The organism is Pantoea osteomyelitidis, assembly GCF_044342975.1.
Classification (GTDB): domain Bacteria; phylum Pseudomonadota; class Gammaproteobacteria; order Enterobacterales; family Enterobacteriaceae; genus Pantoea; species Pantoea osteomyelitidis.
Window position 1 is genome coordinate 1,428,498 of the sequence record NZ_JBGFSN010000004.1, and the last position, 20,508, is coordinate 1,449,005.

General features: G+C 57.9%; 17 protein-coding genes and 1 tRNA gene. 5 read left to right on the top strand and 13 right to left on the bottom strand.

Features of this window, described 5'->3' with window-relative positions; genetic code table 11:
- Positions 1-138 precede the first annotated feature (138 nt).
- A complete protein-coding gene (gene dcm, locus ABU178_RS11900; protein ID WP_397215038.1) occupies positions 139-1,530 on the top strand; it encodes a DNA (cytosine-5-)-methyltransferase in 1,392 nt (463 codons plus the stop codon).
- Positions 1,531-1,672: 142 nt separating this feature from the next.
- Positions 1,673-3,289, top strand: coding sequence for a methyl-accepting chemotaxis protein (locus ABU178_RS11905; protein WP_397215039.1), 1,617 nt, complete (start codon positions 1,673-1,675; stop codon positions 3,287-3,289).
- A gap of 30 nt (positions 3,290-3,319) precedes the next feature.
- On the opposite strand, the gene ABU178_RS11910 is transcribed toward ABU178_RS11905, so the two are convergent.
- Positions 3,320-3,571, bottom strand: a complete 252-nt coding sequence (locus ABU178_RS11910; RefSeq protein ID WP_397215041.1) for an Arc family DNA-binding protein — start codon at positions 3,569-3,571, stop codon at positions 3,320-3,322.
- 79 nt (positions 3,572-3,650) lie between these two features.
- On the bottom strand, positions 3,651-4,349 hold the full coding sequence (locus ABU178_RS11915; RefSeq protein WP_397215043.1) for a phosphohydrolase: 699 nt from the start codon (positions 4,347-4,349) through the stop codon (positions 3,651-3,653).
- 615 nt (positions 4,350-4,964) lie between these two features.
- Here ABU178_RS11915 and ABU178_RS11920 point away from each other — a divergent pair.
- The 3 genes from ABU178_RS11920 (at position 4,965) to ABU178_RS11930 (ending at position 6,776) form a co-directional block, all read left to right on the top strand.
- Complete coding sequence (locus tag ABU178_RS11920) at positions 4,965-5,630, top strand: hypothetical protein (protein ID WP_397215045.1); 666 nt, start codon at positions 4,965-4,967, stop codon at positions 5,628-5,630.
- Positions 5,631-5,820: 190 nt separating this feature from the next.
- On the top strand, positions 5,821-6,597 hold the full coding sequence (gene mtfA / locus ABU178_RS11925) for a DgsA anti-repressor MtfA (protein WP_397215047.1): 777 nt from the start codon (positions 5,821-5,823) through the stop codon (positions 6,595-6,597).
- 103 nt (positions 6,598-6,700) lie between these two features.
- Positions 6,701-6,776, top strand: a tRNA-Asn gene (locus ABU178_RS11930).
- Positions 6,777-6,832: 56 nt separating this feature from the next.
- Here the strand turns inward: ABU178_RS11930 and ABU178_RS11935 are convergent.
- The 11 genes from ABU178_RS11935 to ABU178_RS11985 all read right to left on the bottom strand — a co-directional run bounded on the left by ABU178_RS11935 (position 6,833) and on the right by ABU178_RS11985 (position 20,500).
- A complete protein-coding gene (locus tag ABU178_RS11935) occupies positions 6,833-7,957 on the bottom strand; it encodes a lactonase family protein (protein ID WP_397215049.1) in 1,125 nt (374 codons plus the stop codon).
- Positions 7,958-8,151: 194 nt separating this feature from the next.
- A complete protein-coding gene (locus ABU178_RS11940) occupies positions 8,152-9,039 on the bottom strand; it encodes an ABC transporter permease (protein WP_397215052.1) in 888 nt (295 codons plus the stop codon).
- 9 nt (positions 9,040-9,048) lie between these two features.
- Entirely contained in the window at positions 9,049-9,999 is a 951-nt protein-coding gene (locus tag ABU178_RS11945; RefSeq protein WP_397215055.1) for an ABC transporter permease, read from the bottom strand.
- A 64-nt stretch (positions 10,000-10,063) separates the two neighbouring features.
- Positions 10,064-11,740: a peptide ABC transporter substrate-binding protein gene (locus tag ABU178_RS11950; RefSeq protein ID WP_397215057.1), complete on the bottom strand. Its 1,677-nt coding sequence runs from the start codon at positions 11,738-11,740 to the stop codon at positions 10,064-10,066.
- A gap of 54 nt (positions 11,741-11,794) precedes the next feature.
- A complete protein-coding gene (locus tag ABU178_RS11955; RefSeq protein ID WP_397215059.1) occupies positions 11,795-13,126 on the bottom strand; it encodes an NAD(P)/FAD-dependent oxidoreductase in 1,332 nt (443 codons plus the stop codon).
- 122 nt (positions 13,127-13,248) lie between these two features.
- Entirely contained in the window at positions 13,249-14,889 is a 1,641-nt protein-coding gene (locus ABU178_RS11960; RefSeq protein ID WP_397215061.1) for an ABC transporter ATP-binding protein, read from the bottom strand.
- A 267-nt stretch (positions 14,890-15,156) separates the two neighbouring features.
- Positions 15,157-16,569, bottom strand: a complete 1,413-nt coding sequence (locus tag ABU178_RS11965; protein WP_397215063.1) for an EmmdR/YeeO family multidrug/toxin efflux MATE transporter — start codon at positions 16,567-16,569, stop codon at positions 15,157-15,159.
- 118 nt (positions 16,570-16,687) lie between these two features.
- Positions 16,688-17,437 (bottom strand): ABC transporter ATP-binding protein, encoded by a 750-nt coding sequence (locus ABU178_RS11970; protein WP_397215064.1) that lies wholly within the window; start codon positions 17,435-17,437, stop codon positions 16,688-16,690.
- Positions 17,430-18,308 carry an ABC transporter ATP-binding protein gene (locus ABU178_RS11975; protein WP_397215066.1) on the bottom strand — a complete coding sequence of 293 codons (879 nt, stop codon included), beginning with the start codon at positions 18,306-18,308 and terminating at the stop codon, positions 17,430-17,432. Before ABU178_RS11975 ends, ABU178_RS11970 begins: the two co-directional genes overlap by 8 nt.
- Complete coding sequence (gene livM, locus ABU178_RS11980; protein ID WP_397215068.1) at positions 18,301-19,575, bottom strand: high-affinity branched-chain amino acid ABC transporter permease LivM; 1,275 nt, start codon at positions 19,573-19,575, stop codon at positions 18,301-18,303. Before livM ends, ABU178_RS11975 begins: the two co-directional genes overlap by 8 nt.
- 10 nt (positions 19,576-19,585) lie before the next feature.
- Positions 19,586-20,500 (bottom strand): ABC transporter permease subunit, encoded by a 915-nt coding sequence (locus ABU178_RS11985; protein WP_397215070.1) that lies wholly within the window; start codon positions 20,498-20,500, stop codon positions 19,586-19,588.
- Between the last annotated feature and the right edge of the window lie 8 nt (positions 20,501-20,508).

The window sequence follows — 20,508 nt, forward strand, 5'->3', positions numbered from 1 at the left end:
TTTTTTTCTTATTACCAGACAACTGTAGTCCGCCGTTCAGAAACAGAAAGCGCAATCCTGGCGGGCGGGCACCTCGCGCTAATGTTTTCGCCGGGCAAGGAGTGGTAGCATACAGCCTTCACTGTTAAGGAAAAACGCATGCACGCCGTTGAGACTTCCGCGCCCGCAGCCCCAAACGATTCGCTTCACCCCGACCTGACTGACGACGCCGCGTTACTGGCGCAGATACTGACGATTTACAGCCCGCGCGCCGTTGCTGCCGCGCTGAATGAAGCAGGCGGGCGCGACTGGACGCATGTGCTGCTGACCCGCATTCGTCAGGGCAAAACACACAGCCTGCCGCTTTCCAGCCAGGAGATCGCGACGTTAACGGCCATGCTGCCTGCCCGTCCCGCTCACTATGATAATCCGCTGTTTCGCTTTATCGATCTCTTCGCCGGTATTGGCGGTATCCGCAAAGGATTTGACGCGATTGGTGGCAAATGCGTCTTTACCAGCGAATGGAACAAAGAGGCGATAAGAACCTACCGGGCGAATCACTACAGCGATCCGGCAGAGCATCGTTTTAACACGGATATTCGTGAGATTACCCAGGCGGCTGGTCTGGCGGATGAAGCGGCGATTTACCAGCATATTGACCGTGAAATCCCCGATCATCAGGTGCTGCTGGCGGGGTTTCCCTGTCAGCCTTTTTCACTGGCGGGGGTCAGCAAGAAGAATGCGCTGGGGCGCGCTCATGGCTTTGAGTGTCAGGCGCAGGGCACGCTGTTTTTTGACGTGGCGCGCATTATTGCCGCGAAAAAGCCCGCTGTTTTTGTGCTGGAAAACGTGAAGAACCTGAAGAGTCACGATAAAGGCCGCACCTTTCAGATCATCATGGAAACCCTTGATGAGCTGGGCTACGACGTGGCGGACGCCCAAGCCAGCGCGCCCGATGCCAAAATCGTCGATGCCCGCCATTTTCTGCCGCAGCATCGCGAGCGTATTGTGCTGGTGGGCATTCGCCGCGATAGCACTGTTCATGACGATTTTACCCTGCAAAACATCCGGCGCTTTTATCCGCAGCAGGTGCCGCCGCTTCACGCCCTGCTGGATAAGCAGGTCGATGAGAAATATATCCTTTCTCCCGATCTCTGGCGCTATCTCTATCAGTATGCGAAAAAGCACAAGGCGAAAGGCAACGGCTTTGGCTTTGGCCTGAACGATCCACGCAACCTGAACTGTTGCGTGCGCACCCTTTCGGCGCGCTATTACAAGGATGGCTCGGAAATCCTTATTGACCGGGGCTGGGACAGCGCGCGCGGCGAAGCGGATTTTCACGATGCAGAGAACATGGCGCGTCGTCCGCGTCGTCTGACGCCGCGTGAATGCGCACGCCTGATGGGTTTTGAAGCTCCCGGCCAACAGACTTTTCGCATTCCCGTCTCCGACACTCAGGCCTATAAGCAGTTTGGCAACTCCGTGGTAGTGCCGGTGTTTGCAGCAGTGGCGCAACTGCTGCTGCCGGTAATTCGCGCGGTGACGCGGTAACCTTTTCCGTCTGGATTGCCGGACGGTTTACCTGAGATTTCTCTTAGCGCACAGCATTATGCTGTTTATTACCGCTGTCGTGACGCCGTCACAAAATTGTCATCAAGGCTGCCAATACTGCTTTTTATTTTTGGGCTGCCTTATGTCGCTAATCACACTGCTTCCGCTCCGTCTGAAAGCGCCGCGCTTTCACTCTCTGCGCCTGCCAGGCTGGATGACCAGCCTGCGCGGCAACTTTATCCTGTTTTTAGTGCTGTTTTGCCTGTTGCAGGGCATCGGCGTTGTGCTGCTGACGCAACAGGTCGATCGCAGCAAAAGCAACGTCACACAGGCGCAGAACCAGCGCGAACGCCTTGCGCTGCTCGACAAAGCGCGCATCGAATTGCTCACCGCCAGCGACAACAGTCATCGCGCCGGTATTTATTTGATGCAGGATCAGCAGAGCGGCTCGGTGGACAGCTGGAAAAGTCTTGCCGCCACTGCCAGTGAGTCGCTGAAGCAGGCGCAAACGCTGTTTGCCCGCTATGGCGCAGCGCAGAACAGCGATCTGCAACAGAGCTTTACCCTGCTGGCGGACGGCCTGAACGAACAGCTTAAAGGCCTGGCGGCGAACAATATGGACAGCTTTTTCATGGTGCCGATGCAGGCGTTCCAGCAGCAGTTCAACGATGCCTGGTTCAACGAGATGAAAACGGCGAATCAGCAGATGGCTGAAGCCAATCGCACCACGCTGGCCTCGCTGACCCACAGTCGCAACCTGTCGCTGGCGATCGGCGCGCTGCTGTTTACGCTGTTACTGCTGGCGGGAACGCTGCTGCTGCGCGGCGTCATCGCCCCGCTACGCCAGGCTGCGCGTCAGCTGCAAAATATCGCCACCGGCGATCTGATTCCTCACGGCACGCGGCCACGCTGGCAATCGCAGGAGACCCAGCAACTGTTTATGGCGATGGAAGAGATGCGTCAGGGATTGCAGCATATTGTGCTGGAGATTAACACCATCGCCGATGCGGTTTCAGCGGGTGCCGCGCAGATGCAGCAGCACAATGCCAGCCTGAGCGAGCAACATCAGGCGCAGAATGCCACCTTTAGCCATCTTTCGCAGCGTCTGCATCGCGTTGCTGAAGAGGTAGAAAACAGCGCCCGCTTCTCCCGGCAGGCGAGCGATCAGGCGCAGTCAGCCGACGCTCTGACGCGCAACTGCGCGCAGCGGGTGGATGAGGTCGAGAAGCAGATGCAGCAGATTGTTGAGGCATCGGGCGAAATTGCCGGAATTGTCGCGATGCTGGACGGGCTTTCCCTGCAAACCCGGCTGCTGTCGCTGAATGCCGCCATCGAATCAGCGCATGCCGGCGTTTATGGCCGCAGTTTTTCCATCGTCGCCAAAGAGATGGGCCAGCTTTCTGATCAGAGCGGTGACTCAACGCGCCAGATTGATGGGCTAATCCAGAATACGCAGCAGCATATCTCGCAGGGATTCACCAAGGTGAAGCTGCTGGAAACGCTGTTTCATCAGATCAGCGACGCGGTGGCGGGCGTGGTCGACCAGCTTCATGACCAGCAGCAAAACGCCACGGCGCAGAGCAAACGCGTGAATCATATTACGCAGCAGATTCTCGATCTCGACAGTCAGGTTCAGCGTAACGAAACTCTGGGGCAGCAAAGCCGTCAGGCGTCGCAGGCGTTAATGCAGCAGGCGGTGCGGCTGGCGCAAAGCGTTGCGCAGTTCAGGCTGGAGAATCGTACAGACAAACAGAGCTGATAAAAAACCCGTCTGGCGACGGGTTTATTGTTACTTCTTCTTTTTAGTCTGCTTTTTCAACAGAGCACGAATTTGCTTCAGCTCCGCAGCATTCAACTGCGTCGGTGAATCTTCTTCGGTATCCTGATTATCAATCGCCGGATGCGGGTGCGTCGTCAGGCTGGACTGTAAACGCTGAACAATCTCCTGACTCATCGAGACCTGATTCTCCAGCGCCAACTGTTTGATATGTTCTTTCAGCTCGGGATCAATTTTAATTGTTAAATTAACGGTTTCTGACATTCCATTTCTCCGGGTTTTATTTTTTCCCCATCCTGGCGGAACTCACCAGGATTTAACAGACTGTCATAAAAATTTAATATTAGGCCCGCAGTGCACTGAAGTCGCGCATCACCGACTCATCCAGAGACAACAGATCGCCCTGCAGCTCGGCGCAGAGTTTCGCCATATAGCCGACCAGAAAGTCGGCGTTGTGCTCGGCCAGCAGGCGACCCGCCTCGGTTTGCATAGTGGCGGGCAGACGCAGCAGCTTTTTCTGGAAGTGGTCCAGCGTCCAGTGCACGTCGTTCAGTTCGCGATCTTTTCCCAGCGGATCTTCACTGTCAAACAGCGGACGACCCAGCGCGCCTGCGGTATAAAACACCCGCGCCAGACCGATCGCCCCCAGCGATTCCAGCCGGTCAGCATCCTGAACAATCTTCGCTTCTGAGGTTTCCGGCGTAATCGCAGCGCTGAAGCTGTGCGCCTGTACGGCGTGGGCGACCGGTTCCAGCAGCTCTGCAGGAAAGTCGAAAAACTCTTCCTGCAAAATGCGCCGCGTCTCGACTGCCGCATACGTGGAGGCGAGATGGCGCTCCGGATGGTTTTTCGCCAGATTAACCACATCATGGAAATAGCAGGCGGTCAGCACTACCAGCGGATTAGCGTCGCTGCCCTGCATAATACGCTGTGCGCTCATCCAGACGCGCCGCAGGTGGGCGATATCATGCGCTTTATCCCCGTGTACCCAGTTTGTCTGGAGCCAGCTTTCGAATCGGGATTGCCAGAGTGTGAGCGACATAGTTCTTCTCCCTGCGAATGGTTTTTTTCGCGCTGACAGCACAGGCCAGCCAGCGTTGACAACAGCGCACATCATACCGTTCGGCTGATGACATTTTTTAAATCGGCAGAAACTTAAATACGAAGTGACAATAATGGCGTGAAAAATGAGATCCAGATCTTATTTATAGACTGATTAACTGCCGTTGCCCAGTGCTGCTGCGGTTTTCGGTTTTTCCTTATTTGCATTTCACTTAAGATAAACAATTAAATAGTGTTAATGTGTATTGGCAAACAGGACAGACAACCGAAGATCAATTTGCAGGTAAAATTAACTGCTTTCAGGGGAAGTATTACGTTAAAAATAGGCGAATTATTCTGAAATAGTTCCTATTGTTGCCGATATAACGTACTGTAACGGGAGAAGATGGTGTGAGAGCAGATAAAGAGAAGCACTGATAAGGCGCTTTTTATCGCGGGTCTATGTTTGAGACCAAAAAATACTAAACTCATGCTGATTATAAGGCGACAAATTATTAAGCAAAATGATTTAAGTCCCTTATGCCGGGGCATAAGGCATACGCCAGACTTTTTTACCGTACATAACGCGGGTTCTACACATAACAAGAGGTAAGCAATGAAAGAACGGCCGATTCAATTTTCCGAACAGAGGGTGCGTGCCCTGTTAATTGGCCAGCAAACTCAGACCCGACGTATCATGAAAACCCAGGCCTTTGGTCCAGGCCAGGATCATCATGAAGGGGTACATGCGTTTGACGTCAGCGCTAATCAGCTTCATGGCTACAAGATGAAGTCGATGACCGATATCAGTTGTCAATGCCCTTACGGCAAACCCGGCGATATTCTCTGGGTACGTGAAACCTGGCGCGGTCCGATTGTGCCGGAGGCGTTGATGGCCGATTTTGAGCGCAACCCGCTAATGTTCAAAGCGCCTGAATTTTGCCAGTATCGCGCCGACAGCGCCGAGCTGGGACATCATCCGGAAGCGGAGCAGTTCGGCTGGCAAACGGCGATTCATATGCCGCGCTGGGCGAGCCGCATCAATCTTGAAATTACGGCGGTACGCGCGGAACAGATTCAGAATATCAGCGAAGACGATATCATGGCGGAAGGGGTGCAGACCGATACCCATTTCCTGAACAACTTCTTCACCATGAATATGAACTCTGAATCGCCGAAAGAGGCCTACCGCAAAGCCTGGCAAAAACAGTATGGCGCAACCAGCTGGGAAGTGAATCCTTGGGTGTGGGTGATAGAATTCCAGCGTGCAGGGCGTGAATAATTGCCGACCGCGCCAGAGTTTGCGGCTTGCATCACAGATTAATCCCGCGCTAACGGTTTGAATATATTGATTTCGTTCCTGTAAACCGTTGTGCGGGTCAGTTCGAGACAGCCTGCCTGTCGGGCTGGTATTGCCAGACAGGCTGCGCCAGGTTCGATACCGTGATTATTCATCATAGCGAGCTGCTCCCATGTTCAGATGGCCCTGGAAAGCGAATACCGACGCGATGCTTGATACCCTGCCCTGGCAGGAGGCACTGGCGCAGCCCATTTTTACCTTGCTTAACGGCGAAGAACAGCAGGCGCTCGCTGCACTGGCCCGGCGTTTTTTACAGCAGAAAAAACTGGTGCCGTTAGAGGATATGGAGCTGGATGCGCTGCGCTCGGTGCGTATCGCCCTGCTGTGTTGCCTGCCGGTGTTAAAGCTGGGTCTCGAATGGCTTGATGGCTTTCATGACGTTCTGATCTACCCCTCGCCTTTCGCCGTGGACGATCGCTGGCAGGATGAGGCGGGACTGGTTCATCAGGCCGTTTCTGTTCACGCCGGGCAAAGCTGGACGCAGGGGCCGGTGGTGCTGAACTGGCTCGATATTCAGGACTCGTTCGATCTTTCCGGCTTTAACCTGGTCATACACGAAGTGGCGCACAAGCTTGATGCGCGCGGCAGCGGTTATACCAATGGCGTTCCGGCGATTCCGCTGCGTGAAGTGGCGGGATGGGAGAACGATCTTCATGCGGCGATGGCTGAAATAGAAACGGAAGTGACGCTGGTGGGCGAACAGGCGGCCACTATCGATCCTTACGCCGCCAGCGATGCGGCCGAATGTTTTGCCGTGCTGTCAGAATATTTTTTCAGCGCGCCGGATCTACTGGCGGAACGTTTTCCGGCGATGTATGCCCGGCTCAGCCAGTTTTATCGTCAACAGCCGCTGGCGCGTTTGCAGGCGATACCCGCGTTTTCTGAATGATATGCCATCAGTTTGCATTAAAGCTAGCCAGTTGAATGCTAATGCGTTTTTTACTGTTGACAGTCAGAAAGCCCATGGTTACTATGCGCTCCATCGAAACGATTCCTCTGTAGTTCAGTCGGTAGAACGGCGGACTGTTAATCCGTATGTCACTGGTTCGAGTCCAGTCAGAGGAGCCAGATTCAAAAAAAGCAGACGCTTAACGGCGTCTGCTTTTTTATTGGCTGTTTGTTAATCAATACGATACAACAGAAACCCAGTTCGCATCCTTGCCGCACGGCGCCTGTGCGGCACGCGTCAGCTTGCCGCTTTGCGGATCAATGGCGTAGCTGCCGACAACCGCGCTTTTCTCTCCGCTCACCAGCAGCCACTTACCGCTGTCATCAACAGCCATGCCGCGCGGCTGTTTCTCTACCGGCCAGCTGCCAATAAGCTGTAATTTTCCGCTTTGCTTATCCACCCGATAGCCGCTCACCGTGCTGGAGGTGCGCTCGCTGGCATAGAGATAACGTCCGTCCGGCGTAATTTTAATATCCGCCGCCCAGATACGCGGCGTGGGATCGCTGTAGTTGGCCGGACGCTCCCTGCCCGGCTGCAAATGATATTGCGCGGCTACCGCGTTCGGCCAGCTCGCCAGCTTCTGCAATGCGCCGTCAGGCAAACGTCGATATTGCGTAATGCTGCCGCCCATCTCCGTCAGGTTATAGACGAAGCGGTTATCGGGCGAGATCGCCGAGTGGCGCGGCCCGCTATTCGCTTCAGCCTGCACATAACCTTTGCCGATGGGCGTAATAGCGCCATTGTCGTGCAGTTCCAGTTGCAGCACCCGATCCGCCCCCAGATTGCCGACATAGAGCGCATGGTTGCTGTAATCCGCAATAACCGAATGCGCATGCGGCCCGGTGTGATAGCGACCGCTCTCCAGTCCGCTCACCACGCCCTGCGGGTTGATGGGCTGACTGGTAACAATATCGCTGTCGTAGGATGCGGCCAGCAGATAATGTCCGCTGCGATCGGTGGCGATATAAGGGTAGCTGGCGGAAACGGGCGTTATCGCCAGCTGATGCAGTTCGCCTGTCTGCTTATCGATGCGCCAGCTGATAATGGACCAGGGTTTGCTGCGCACCGCGCCGTAAAGCCGCTTTTTATCCGGGCTGACCGCCAGCGGCATGATTTTTTTTGCCGCCAGGGTGTCGCCCAGCAGGGTAAGCGCGCCGGATTGGTTATCAAGCTGATAGCGCGACACACTGCCTGAATCGGCGTTAGAGACATAGACGTAGGTTTTTGCCCACAGCGGCGCACTGCTAAACAGCGGCAGCAAAGCCAGGGTACAGGCGAGACGGGAGAAGCGGTTAGCCATAGACACTCCATTAACAGGGTAGAGAGGTTTTTGTTATGCCCTTTTATACAGGGTCTCTTCCCGATATTAATCAGAGACTTATCGCTACGCATCGTGCAACTGTCTGAATTACGCTTCGCCGATCAGGGCAGACAACAGAGGATCTGCCCTGCATTCTCGTCTCGCGCGATGATCCCGGCATCGCTCATGCCTTGTCATTTTCTTTCGCTGCGGCTATCGAGCGCATCGCGCAGTCCGTCGCCAATAAAGTTAAAGCAGGTCACCGCCAGCGTGATAGCGATCCCCGGCACCAGCGCCAGCCAGGGCGCGCGAACCAGATACTGCTGCGCGCCGTTCAGCATATTGCCCCAGCTCGGCAGCGGCGGCTGAATGCCGTAGCCGAGGAAACTGATATAGGCTTCCAGCAGAATGGCGCGCGCTACGGTCAGGGTGGCGGCGACAATAATCGGCCCCACCACGTTGGGCAGCAGCTCGCGGAACATGATCCAGCGTCCGGAAAGACCGAGCATGCGCGCCGCCAGAATATATTCGCGCTCGCGCAGCGAACGCACTTCCGCCTCGACAATACGCGCCACCTCCATCCAGCTGGTGACCGCGATGATGACCGTGATCATTGCCGGGCTGGGCTTGATAAAGGCCGCCAGCGCCAGCAGCAGAAAGACGCTGGGAAACGCCAGAAAGGCGTCCACCACGCGCATCAGCAGCGCGCCGACGCGCCCGCCGTAATAGCCCGCCACAATACCGATCAGGCTGCCGAGCATAATGCTGAGCAGCATGGCAAAAAAGCCCACCAATAGCGAAATGCGCCCCGCCATCAGCAGTCGCGCCAGCAGGTCGCGCCCCAGCGGATCGGTGCCCAGCCAGTGCCAGCCGGTGAGCGGCGGCGCAAAGCGCGCGCGCAGATCGATATGCAGATCGTCAAAGGGCAACAGCGCCGGGCCAAAGGCGCAGGCCAGCGCCATCAGCAGGATAATAATCAGACCGGCGCACGCCAGCCGGTGGCGGAAAAAGCGGCGCAGCGTACGGTTGCGGATGCCACGCGCCACGGGCAGCGGCGGCGTAATCACTGAGGATGCAGACATAATTCCTCCTTAAGAGGGTCGGATACGCGGATCGACCAGGGCGGTAATCACATCCGCCAGCAGGTTGCCGATCAGCACCAGAATGGCAGAACAGATCAGCAGGCCCATCACCACCGGATAATCGCTGTAGCCCAGACTGTCGAGGAACAGGCGTCCCATGCCGGGCCAGGTAAACACCGTCTCGGCCACCAGCGCCCCACCGAGGATAGTGGGCAGCTGCATCCCCGCCAGGGTAATCATCGGCAGCAGCGCATTGCCCACCACATGCTTCATCAGCACCCGGCGCGGCGGCACCCCTTTGGCGCGGGCGGTTTTCACGAAATCCTGATGGATCACCTCCAGGGTGGCGGCGCGCATGTAGCGGCTCCAGATCGCCACATCGACAAAGGTCAGCACCAGCACCGGCAGGATCAGGTGGCGCAGCACGTCCAGAAACGAGCCGTTGCCCACGGTGTACATATTGCCCGCCGGGAGCCATTGCAGCTTCAGGGCGAAGAACCAGATCGCCACCAGGCCAAACCAGAATGTCGGAATCGACAGGGCGATCATCGAGCTGATGGTGGTCAGCTGGTCGAACAGGCCGCCGCGCTTTACCGCGCTGCGAATCCCCACCCAGACGCCGATGGCGATCGACAGCACCATCGAAGAGACCATCAGCAGCAGCGTGGCGGGCAGATGAGAAAAAATAATCTTCAGCACCGGTTCGCCGTCGCGATAGGATCGTCCCCAGTCGCCGCGTAGCAGATGGCTCAGCCAGTCGAGATATTGCACCGGCAGCGGCCGGTTCAGCCCCATCTGTTCAGCGATGCGCTGCATCGCCTCCTGCGTCATGCCGGGCGTGAGCGCATACTGCGACAGCGGCCCGCCCGGCGCGAGATTGAGCGCCGCAAAGCCAATCACCGACACCATAAACAGCAAGATAATGCTCTGACCTGCCCGGCGTAACAGAAAAGCGCCCATCGAATCCTCCCGGAAACGGCGGCGTTAGCGTCCGCCGCTTCCTGCTGTGGCGAAAAACCTGACCTTAAGCCTTGTCCCAGTACCAGCTATTCACGTTCCAGCTATCGATGCGCACGTTGACGTTAGGAATAATGTTCTCCGCCCCCTGCTTATGGCCGCGTACGTTGGCAAAGGTAAACAGCGTCAGAAAAGGCATATCCTGTCGCACCAGTGACTGAACCTGCAAATAGGCGGCCTTGCGTTTCTCCGGCGAGAACTGCTCGCTGCCCTGCGCCAGCAGCTTGTCCACCTGCGGATTTTTATACTGGAAGTAGTTTTGCCCCGCCCCGCCCTGCGCCGGAATGTTGTCGCTGCGCATAAAGTTAGCGGTATCGGGATCGGATCCCACCAGGAAGTTCAGGCCGACTATGGCGGTATCGAATTTCGCCTGCGTCCAGAACTCCCCCCACATCACTGCGGGCGGCAGGTTGGCGATTTTCATCTCCACGCCGATATCCTGAAAGCTCTGTTGCAAAAACTGTTGCATCTGCTCGCGCAGGTGGTTTCCGGCGGTGGTGGAATTGCTGAAGGCGAGGCGAACGCCGTTTTTCTCACGTATCCCTCCGGCTCCCGGCTTCCAGCCCGCGTCATCCAGCAGTTTCTTCGCCTTATCCGGGTTGTATTCATGCTTCGGCAGGTCGGGATTAAACCAGGGAGACTGCATCGGCATATAGGTTTCGGTCGGCTTCGGCAGACCGTAATAGAGCGCGTCGATAATGGTCTGCTTGTCGATGGCGTAATAGAGCGCCTCGCGCACCGCCACTTCCTGAAATTGCGGCCTGCCGAGATTGAAGGCAAAGTTTTCGATGGTGGCGCTCTGGAACACATCCACCACTTTACCCGGCAGCTTTTTCGCTTCGTCATAATGGTCGGCTGAAATCCATTGCAGGCCCACCACGTCGATATCGCCGGAGGCAAACTGGGTATACATCACGTTGAGATCGGGAATGTATTTGTAGATCAGCCGATCCAGCCTCGGCCCGTCGAGGAAATAGCTTTTGTTCGCGACCAGCTCAATATGGTCGCCCGGAACGCGCTGCTGCCATTTGAACGGGCCGGTGCCGACCGGGGCGCTGTTAAAAGGGGCGTTGTTTTTATCGCTGACGTTGGCCAGCAGATGTTTCGGCACGATAAAGGTGGCGGCCAGAATCGAAGTGTAAGGCGAATAGGGTTTTTCCATGCGCCAGCTGATTTCGGTCGGCGATATCACCTTGATGTCACGCACCAGCTCATGGCCCGCACGGCTCCAGCTGCGGAAATTGGGATCCACCAGCAGCTCCAGGGTGAACTTCACATCCTCAGCGGTAAAAGGCTGGCCGTCATGCCACTTCACGCCGTCGCGCAGCTTCAGATGGAATTGCAGCCCGTCGGCGGAGATACCGTGGTTCTCCTGCGTCGGCACCTCGCTGGCCAGCGCCGGAGTAAAATTGCCTTTGTCGTCGATGGCAAACAGCGGATCGAACAGGCTGAAGTGAAGGCCGTCGTCCACCTCAATGTGCGGCATCAGGGGATTGAACACCGTGGGTTCCTGCGAGAAGCCCACCACCATTTGTCCGCCCACGCCGCTGCCGGGCATGGCGGCGCGGGCCAGGCTACCGCCAAACAGACCGGGCAGCGCCAGCGCCGCGGTACCGGATGCCAGATAAACCAGTGCCTGCCGACGCGAGAGTTGTGGCAGGGAGTCTGTAAACTTGTTGCTCATCTCTATTCCTCAGGTGAACGCAAAAGCACCATGCCGCGCCGGGCGCGCAGCAACTCAGTAACCGGTCATGATTTCAATTTTCGAACCATCACTAAAACGTGAGAAACGAAAGGCTTTTGGATCCACAATCGGCGGACGATTCAGTACCAGATCCGCCATCAGTCGTCCCGCCGCCGGGCCGATACCGAAGCCGTGGCCGGAGAAGCCGGTCGCCATAAAGAGGCCGGGATAGCGATCCACCCCGGAAATCACCGGAATGGCATCGGGCAGCACGTCGATACAACCCGCCCAGCGCTGCGCCACCTTCAGATTGGCGAAGGCGGGAAGCTGCTGGCGTAGCTGGCTCAGTACCTTGTCGGTGAGCGAAACGGAGGGCGGCAGATCGAGCACACGGCAATATTCAAACGGGCTTGGCTCATCCATCTCCCAGCGATCGGGAATGCGCATCTCGTCATAAAAGCGGCCGCCCAGACGCAGGCGCAGCGAACCCCACTCGTGGCGCAGCGCAGGCATAAAGTCGCGCGCGAAGCGAAAGGTTTTCGGCACGATATCCACTTCGCTCTCGTGGCCCGACGCGATGCTGTAGCCGCCGTCCTGACGCTTGCGGATGGCGAAGTCGCGCGCCCAAAAGGCGGTTTCCGGCCCGCCCGGCAGCGGCGCAGTACGCACCACGCTGTTCAGTACCTTGAGCTGCGGCAGACGCAGGTCGAAACGACCGGCAAACAGGCTTGACCAGGCGCCGCCAGCCAGCACCACCGACTCGCAGGCGATGGCTCCGCGCTCGGTGATAACGCCTGAAACGCGTCCGGCCTGGGTTTCAATGCCGCGCACCGCGCATTCGGTAAGAAGGGTTGCCCCCTGCTTGCGTGCCGCTTCGGCAATGGCGGGGGCGGCTTTTTGTGGTTCGGCACGGCCATCGTCCGGGGTGTAGAGCGCGCCGACGCCCTGCATGCGCTGGCCGGGAAACAGTTTCTCCACTCCCGCCCGGTCCAGCATCTGCGCGCTGAATCCGCTGCCTTCAAGATGGCGGGACCAGCTGCGCAGCTCCTCAAATTCCCGCTCGCTGGCGCAGTGAAAAGCGATGCCAGCCCGCTGATAGCCGGTATCCGCGCCGAGGCGCTCATCCAGCTGTTGCCAGATGCGCAATGATTCCGCCATCAGCGGCACCTCGCGCGGATCCCGGCGCGCCAGACGCACCCACCCCCAGTTACGGCTCGACTGCTCCTGGCCGATGCCGCCTTTTTCGCACAGCGCCACGCTGATGCCCTGCTCGGCAATTTCCAGCGCGGTAGAGCAGCCGATAATGCCGCCGCCAATCACCACCACATCGACTTTTTCCGGCAAATTCATATCACCGTGAACCGGCACAACAAAGGGACCTGGCATAATTAAACCCGTGATTGATCCTGTTTATTTCGCCCGACTCTGGGGCGATCCCGAAAATAACGCGCACAGCTCTCCCGCCCGCTGCGGAAATAACGTTTCCGCGTGCAGATAATTAATCGTACTTATATTGCTGCAATGCTTTTTTCAGCCGCGCCCGGTATCGCCTTTACCAGCTGCGCGGTATAAGCATGTTGCGGCTGCTGAAATACCGTCTGCGGCGTGCCCTGCTCGACAATTTCGCCGCGATAGAGCACCGCGATACGGTCGCAGATCTCACTGGCGACGCGCAAATCGTGGGTAATGAAGATCATCGCCACCTGCGTCTGCTGCTGGATTTTACGCAGCAGCGCCAGCACCTGCGCCTGAATGGAAACATCCAGCGCTGACACCGACTCATCGGCCACCAGCAGTACCGGATCAAACATCAACGCCCGCGCAATGCCGATGCGCTGGCGCTGCCCGCCGGAAAACTCATGGGGATAACGCGCCCAGGCACCTGCATCCAGACCGACCAGGGTTAACAGTCGCTGCGCCTTTTGCCGCACCTCGTTGGCGCTCATGCCGCCCAGCGCCAGCGGGCCTGCGGAAAGAATGGTGCCGATGGTGTGGCGCGGATTCAGCGAGGCGAAGGGGTCCTGGAAAATCATCTGGATCCAGCGGCGCAGCGGGCGGAACGCATTTTCACTCATCGGCAGGATGTCGCGACCATCAAACAGGATTTCGCCGCTATCGGCGGGCAGCAGCTTGAGCAGCACCCGTCCCAACGAAGATTTACCGGAGCCGGACTCGCCGACAATGCCTAAAGTTTCGCCTTTGTTCAGGCTGAAGCTGATGTTGTTGAGCGCTTTCACTTCGCGGGCGCGGCTCAGCCAGCCGCTTTCACCGCGATAGGTTTTACACAGCTGCTTCACCTGCAACACCCGCGGCGCATCCGGCTTTGCCGGTTTGCTTTGCGGCTGCATACGCGGCACCGCGGCGATCAGCTTTTGCGAATAGGGATGCTGCGGCGCGCGCAGCACCTGCTGCGCCGGGCCGGATTCAACGCGGTTGCCCTTCTCCATCACGATTACCCGATCCGCAATCTCTTCCACCACGCCGAAGTCATGGGTGATAAACATCACGCTCATCCCCTTGCGCTGCTGCAACGCGCGAATCAATTGCAGAATCTGCGCCTGGGTGGTGACGTCGAGCGCGGTCGTGGGTTCATCGGCGATCAGTACGTCGGGATCGAGCGCCAGCGCCATGGCGATCATCACGCGCTGCCGCTGGCCGCCAGAGAGGCGAAACGGATATTGGTGCTGAATTTTTTCCGGTTCCGGCAGGCCAACCTCCTGCAACAGCACCAGCACTTTGTCGCGCCTGCTGCTACTGGTGCCGACCTTATGGGCCAGCATCACTTCATTGATCTGCTCGCCGATGGTCATCAGCGGATTCAGGGCGGAAAGCGGGTCCTGAAAAATAATGGCGATGGTTTTTCCCTGCAGGCCGCGCAGCTGCTCCGGCGTCTGCTGCAACAGATCGGTTCCGCGCAGCCGTATCTCGCCGGAGGTAACGCGCAGCGCCTTTGGCAGCAACCCCATCGCGGCGTGGGCGGTGACCGACTTACCGGAGCCGGACTCGCCGATAATGCAAAGGATCTCGCCGGGCCAGAGATCGAAACTGAGGTTTTCTACCGCGTAACGCCGGTCCATACCGGCAGGCAACGCCACGGAGAGCTGACGAACGGAAAATAGCGGCGCAATCTTTTCTTCAGGCGTATCCAAATCTGTTACTCCTTCTGAAAAATAAAGTTCAGCAGCAGAACATTCTGAGAATAATCTTATTACGGCCCGCGTCTGTGTCCGGGAAAAACAATTAACCTGGCGGGGTTAATAAAAGCAGGAAGCCTTTTCTTATTTTGTCACTTATGAAAATGACACAGAACAACGCCGGGGAAATAATAGCTTTTACTTATTTCCCCGAATTATTATTTAATTTTTAATGGAAATTAAGCGTATCCCCAGGCGCGAGAGTCTCGCGCCTGGGGAATATCAGGGCCCGTTTTTCGCCACCATTTTACGGTAGTTGTTTAGCCATTTTCCGCTTTTCAACCGCCACCAGAAACAGAGGCCACGCACCGCCCAGTCAAGGAACATGCCGAGCCAGACGCCAATTACCCCCATGCCCAGCACAATGCCTAAGTAGTAACCCGCCACCACGCGCGCGCCCCACATGCTGAACATGGAAACGTACATGGTGTAACGCGCATCGCGTGCGCCCTTCAGCCCGGCAGGCAACACCCAGGAGGCGGCCCAGATCGGCATAAAGGCGGCATTCAGCCAGATCAAATGCTGCGTGACGGTAATAACCTCCGGGTCGCGAGTGTAAAAGCGCGCCAGCAGCCCGGAAAACGGCACGGTCAGCAACGCCAGCGAACAGAGACAGATCATCGCCAGCCAGAAAACGTGCTTCACCTGACGTTCCGCCTGAAACACCTCATTTTTGCCGAGGCGCGTGCCGGTGATAATGGTAGAAGCCGAACCCAGTGCGTTACCCGGCAGGTTGATCAGCGAAGCGATAGAGAAGGCGATAAAGTTACCGGCGATTTCGCTGGTGCCCATCCCGGCGACAAACACCTGGGTCAGCAGCTTGCCGCCGTTAAACAGCACCGATTCGATGCTGGCCGGTACGCCGATGCTCAGCACTTCCATCAGGATATTGCTGTTCCAGCGGCGGAAATAGCTCGGCAGGGTAATCTTCATTGAGCCGTTAAAGCCGATCATCAGCACATAAATCACACCGATCGCCCCGATATAGCGGGAAATCGTCAGCCCCAGCCCGGCTCCGACAAAGCCAAGCCCATCCCAGGAGAAGCAGCCATAAATCAGCACGCTGCTGATGACGATATTGAGAATGTTCATGCCGCCGTTAATCAGCATGGGGATTTTGGTATTGCCCGCCCCGCGCAGCGCGCCGCTGCCGATCAGCGCGATAGCCGCCGCCGGGTAGCTCCAGGCGGAGGTTTGCAGATAGCTGAGCGCCAGCTCTTTCACCTGGGGTTCCGCGCTACCGGCAATCAGATCGATAATCACATGCCCCCAGAACTCAATGGCGATCACCAGCACAAAGGCCAGCACCGTCATCAGGCCGAGCGACTGGCGCGTCGCCGCGCGGGCGCGCTTGCCGTTGCGTTTCGCCAGGCTGAAGGCGACCACCACCGTGGTGCCGAGATCGATGGCGGCAAAAAAGGAGATGATCACCATATTGAAGCTGTCAGCGAGCCCGACGCCCGCCATCGCCTCTTTCCCCAGCCAGCTCACCAGGAAGGTGCTCAGTACGCCCATCAACAGCACACAGGTGTTTTCGATCATGATGGGGATCGCCAGCGGCGTGATTTCACGCCAGAACAGCGTGCGATAAGCGCGACGTTTCGGATACCACGCCGTGCGTTTGATCGCCCGCATCACTGCTACGCCAGGATTTTGCAAGTGGATACCAAATCAGAAGAGATTGGACAGGAGATCTAATGATGATAGGGGGCCAGAAATTATGCAAAGTCTTTCCGGCCCGATTTAATATTTATTACGAACTTTTTGCCGCGCTAACGGCAGCCTGTGTCGCTGCCCCCAGATAAGCGCTGCGAACCTCCTCATTATTCAGCAGTTCCGCGCCGCTGCCGCTCAGACGGATCTCGCCGTTTACCATCACATAGCCGCGATCGGCGAGCTTCAGCGCATGGCGCGCGTTCTGCTCCACCAGAAACAGCGTCATCCCCTGCTGCGTCAGCTCGCGCAGAATGGTAAAGATCTGCTTCACCACGATCGGCGCCAGGCCAAGGCTCGGTTCATCCAGCAGCAGCAGTTTGGGACGACTCATCAGCGCGCGCGCAATCGCCAGCATCTGCTGCTCGCCGCCAGAGAGCGTCATGGCGCGCTGCTTACGTCGCTCGAGCAGACGGGGAAAAAGCTGATAGAGACGATCCTTATCCTCCTTCACAAAGCGGTTGCCAATCGCGATGGTGCCCATCAGCAGATTTTCTTCCACCGTCATGTCCGGAAAGATGCGCCTGCCCTCCGGCGCCTGAGCGATACCGTTGCTGGCGATAAAATGGGTCGATTTGTGGCTGATCGCCACACCGCGATAAAAGATCTCCCCGGCGGCGATGCGCGGCTGACCAAAAATCGACATCAGCAGCGTGGATTTTCCCGCGCCGTTGGCGCCAATCAGCGCCACCGTTTCCCCTTCGTTCACCGTCAACGAGACCTTTTTCAGCGCCTGTATCGGGCCATAGAACAGATCCACCGCCTCAAAGGCCAGCATCGGTTCAGCCATGATCGCTCTCCTCTTCATCCACGCCGAGATAAGCGGCGATGACCCGCTCATCATGCTGGATTTGCTGCGGCGTGCCGCGCGCAATCACGTCGCCGTGATCCAGCACCACAATCCGATCGGAAATGCTCATCACCATGCCCATGTCATGTTCAATCAGCAGCACGGTAATGCGGTGATCGGCGCGCAGTCGGTGCAAAATGCGGCTCAGCGCCTCGGTTTCCACCGGATTCAGCCCCGCCGCCGGCTCATCCAGGCAGATCAGCTCCGGCTGCGTACACATGGCGCGGGCGATCTCCAGCCGACGCTGCTGCCCATAGGAGAGCGTGCCCGCCAGCCGGTTGGCGCTCTCCACCAGATCCACCACCTCCAGCCAGTAAAAGGCTCGATCCAGCGCGCGGCTCTCCGCCTCGCGGTAAGCGCGGGTATTAAACACCCCCGCCAGCAGATTGCGGTTCGCCTGCATATGCTGGGCTACCAGCAGGTTCTCGATCACCGACATCTCGCGGAACAGGCGGATATTCTGGAAGGTGCGCGCCAGCCCGGCCCGGTTCACCAGATGCGCGCCGCCAAACATTTTGTACCAGATGCGTGATCCAAGCCGCGCCGGGTTGATCAGGTCGGCGGCACGAATTTTCTGCCCGAGGATCTGGATCACATCGGTGGAGCGCTGGTTGGCGTTCAGCAGAATGCGGCCGCCGCTGGCGCGATAGAAGCCGGTGAGGCAGTTAAACACCGTGGTCTTGCCCGCCCCGTTCGGGCCGATCAGCGCCGTGACTGAACCACGTGCCACCTCCAGGCTGACATCGTTGAGCGCCCGGATGCCGCCGAAATGCATCATCAGGTTTTCCACCTGCAAAATGACGTCACTCATGGCGCACTCCTGAACGCTGAGGCACGCCGACCCGACTGGTGCGCACCAGCCCGCGCGGTCGCCAGATCATCATCAGCACCATCAGCATGCCGAACAGCAGCACGCGATATTCGGCAAAGCTACGCAGCAGTTCCGGCGCCACGGTGAGCACAAAGGCGGCCAGCACGACCCCCAGCGTCGATCCCATACCGCCCAGCACCACAATCGCCAGAATCAATGCCGACTCGAAAAAGGTAAAGGAGGTGGGATTAACGAAGCCCTGATAGCTGGCGAAAAACACCCCGGCGATACCGGCGGTAGAAGCGCCAAGCATAAAGGCGGAGAGCTTGACCAGCACATGATTCAGGCCCATGGCGCGGCAGGCGATCTCATCCTCGCGCAGCGCTTCCCAAGCGCGACCAATCGGCATCCGCGTCAGCCGGTGCTTGATAAACAGTACCAGCAGCACCACCAGAACCAGTACCGCGTAGATAAAGATAAACTTCATGTTCGGGTTGTAGCTGAGATGAAAAAACTCATGAAACGGCGTGCCGCCTTCGCGCGCGCGGCGGCCAAACTCCAGCCCGAGAAAGGTGGGTGAAGGCACCGAGACGCCGTTCGGCCCGCCGGTGAAATCGAGCCAGTTAGTGAGGATCAGGCGGATAATTTCCCCGAAGCCGAGGGTGACAATCGCCAGATAGTCGCCGTGCATGCGCAGCACCGGAAAGCCGAGCAGCGCCCCGGCACAGGCGGCCATCAGCGCCGCCAGCGGCAGCATGCTCCAGAATCCCAGCCCGAGATACTGGTAGCCGAGCGCCAGCCCGTAAGCGCCAATGGCGTAAAACGCCACGTACCCGAGGTCGAGCAGGCCCGCCAGCCCCACCACGATATTCAGCCCCAGCCCGAGCAGCACGTAGATCAGGCCGAGGATCGCCACCGTGAGCAGATATTTGCTGGAGAACACCGGAAAAATTATCGCAGCCACCAGCAGCAGCGGAATGATCCAGCGCAGCGGCGAGCGGTAATCGGGCTGACGAACAAAAACGCCCTGATCCGACCCTCTGAATTTACGGACAAAACGCACCCCGGCAGCGCTTTGCAGGAACAGGCTCAGCAGCAGCCTGCCCGCCATCACAATCACGATCAGCAGCCCCACGCGCGCGGCGGAGAGATGAAAACTGTAACCATCCAACACTACGCCCACTATCGGCCCAAATACCACCAGCGCCACCAGCCCGGCCATCACCGTATCAAGCAGGCTCTGGCGCACATCAATCGCGTCTGTCATCGTCGCTTCCTTATACTTTCGCCACCAGCGGTCGGCCCAGCAGGCCCTGCGGCCGGAAAATCAGAATCACCACCAGCAGGGCAAACGAGAAAACATCTTTGTAATCGGAGTTCACCATGCCGGCGAACTGCGCCTCCGCCACGCCAAGCAGCAGCCCGCCCAGCATCGCTCCCGGCAGCGAGCCGATGCCGCCCAGCACCGCGGCGGTAAAGGCTTTGATGCCGATAATAAAACCGGCATAAAAATCAAAGGTGCCGTAGTTCATGGTGACCAACACCCCCGCCAGACCGGCCATTGCCGCGCCCATGACAAACACCAGCGAAATCACCCGATCGGTGTTGATACCGAGAATCGAGGCCATGCGCCGATCCTGTTGCACCGCGCGACAGATGCGCCCGAGGCGCGTGTACTGGATAATCCAGGTCAGCAGCGCCATGCCGCAAAAAGCCGCAATCAGAATAAACACTTTGGTCCAGGTGATTTGCACCACACCGCCGTCAATCTCCATGCGCAGCACGCCGGTGAGCAGCGTGGGAATGCCCTGCTGATTCGGTCCCTGGCTGATCTGCACATAGTTTTGCAGGATCAACGACATGCCGATGGCAGAGATCAGCGGTGCCAGGCGCGTGGAGTTGCGCAGCGGACGGTAGGCGATGCGCTCAATCGTCCAGCCGTAAACGGCGGTGACGACGATAGTGAACAGCAGCGTGCCGAAAATCAGCAGGGGAAACGACTGCACGCCAAAAAAGGAGAGCAGCGCCAGCGCGATGGCGCACAGGTAGGCGGAGATCATATAGACCTCGCCGTGAGCAAAGTTGATCATGCCGATAATGCCGTAAACCATGGTGTAGCCGATGGCGATCAGGCCGTAGACCGCACCCAGCGTCAGGCCATTCACCAGCTGCTGCAGAAAAAACGCATCCATAGAGTGCT

Coding starts and splice junctions, on each gene's coding strand:
- livM (WP_397215068.1), bottom strand. CDS start 19,575: ATGACAGACGCGATTGATGTGCGCCAGAGCCTGCTTGATACGGTGATG.
- ABU178_RS11915 (WP_397215043.1), bottom strand. CDS start 4,349: ATGTCGCTCACACTCTGGCAATCCCGATTCGAAAGCTGGCTCCAGACA.
- ABU178_RS11940 (WP_397215052.1), bottom strand. CDS start 9,039: ATGTCTGCATCCTCAGTGATTACGCCGCCGCTGCCCGTGGCGCGTGGC.
- ABU178_RS11945 (WP_397215055.1), bottom strand. CDS start 9,999: ATGGGCGCTTTTCTGTTACGCCGGGCAGGTCAGAGCATTATCTTGCTG.
- ABU178_RS11965 (WP_397215063.1), bottom strand. CDS start 16,569: ATGCGGGCGATCAAACGCACGGCGTGGTATCCGAAACGTCGCGCTTAT.
- ABU178_RS11920 (WP_397215045.1), top strand. CDS start 4,965: ATGAAAGAACGGCCGATTCAATTTTCCGAACAGAGGGTGCGTGCCCTG.
- ABU178_RS11910 (WP_397215041.1), bottom strand. CDS start 3,571: ATGTCAGAAACCGTTAATTTAACAATTAAAATTGATCCCGAGCTGAAA.
- ABU178_RS11935 (WP_397215049.1), bottom strand. CDS start 7,957: ATGGCTAACCGCTTCTCCCGTCTCGCCTGTACCCTGGCTTTGCTGCCG.
- ABU178_RS11950 (WP_397215057.1), bottom strand. CDS start 11,740: ATGAGCAACAAGTTTACAGACTCCCTGCCACAACTCTCGCGTCGGCAG.
- ABU178_RS11975 (WP_397215066.1), bottom strand. CDS start 18,308: ATGAGTGACGTCATTTTGCAGGTGGAAAACCTGATGATGCATTTCGGC.
- ABU178_RS11955 (WP_397215059.1), bottom strand. CDS start 13,126: ATGCCAGGTCCCTTTGTTGTGCCGGTTCACGGTGATATGAATTTGCCG.
- dcm (WP_397215038.1), top strand. CDS start 139: ATGCACGCCGTTGAGACTTCCGCGCCCGCAGCCCCAAACGATTCGCTT.
- mtfA (WP_397215047.1), top strand. CDS start 5,821: ATGTTCAGATGGCCCTGGAAAGCGAATACCGACGCGATGCTTGATACC.
- ABU178_RS11905 (WP_397215039.1), top strand. CDS start 1,673: ATGTCGCTAATCACACTGCTTCCGCTCCGTCTGAAAGCGCCGCGCTTT.
- ABU178_RS11970 (WP_397215064.1), bottom strand. CDS start 17,437: ATGGCTGAACCGATGCTGGCCTTTGAGGCGGTGGATCTGTTCTATGGC.
- ABU178_RS11985 (WP_397215070.1), bottom strand. CDS start 20,500: ATGGATGCGTTTTTTCTGCAGCAGCTGGTGAATGGCCTGACGCTGGGT.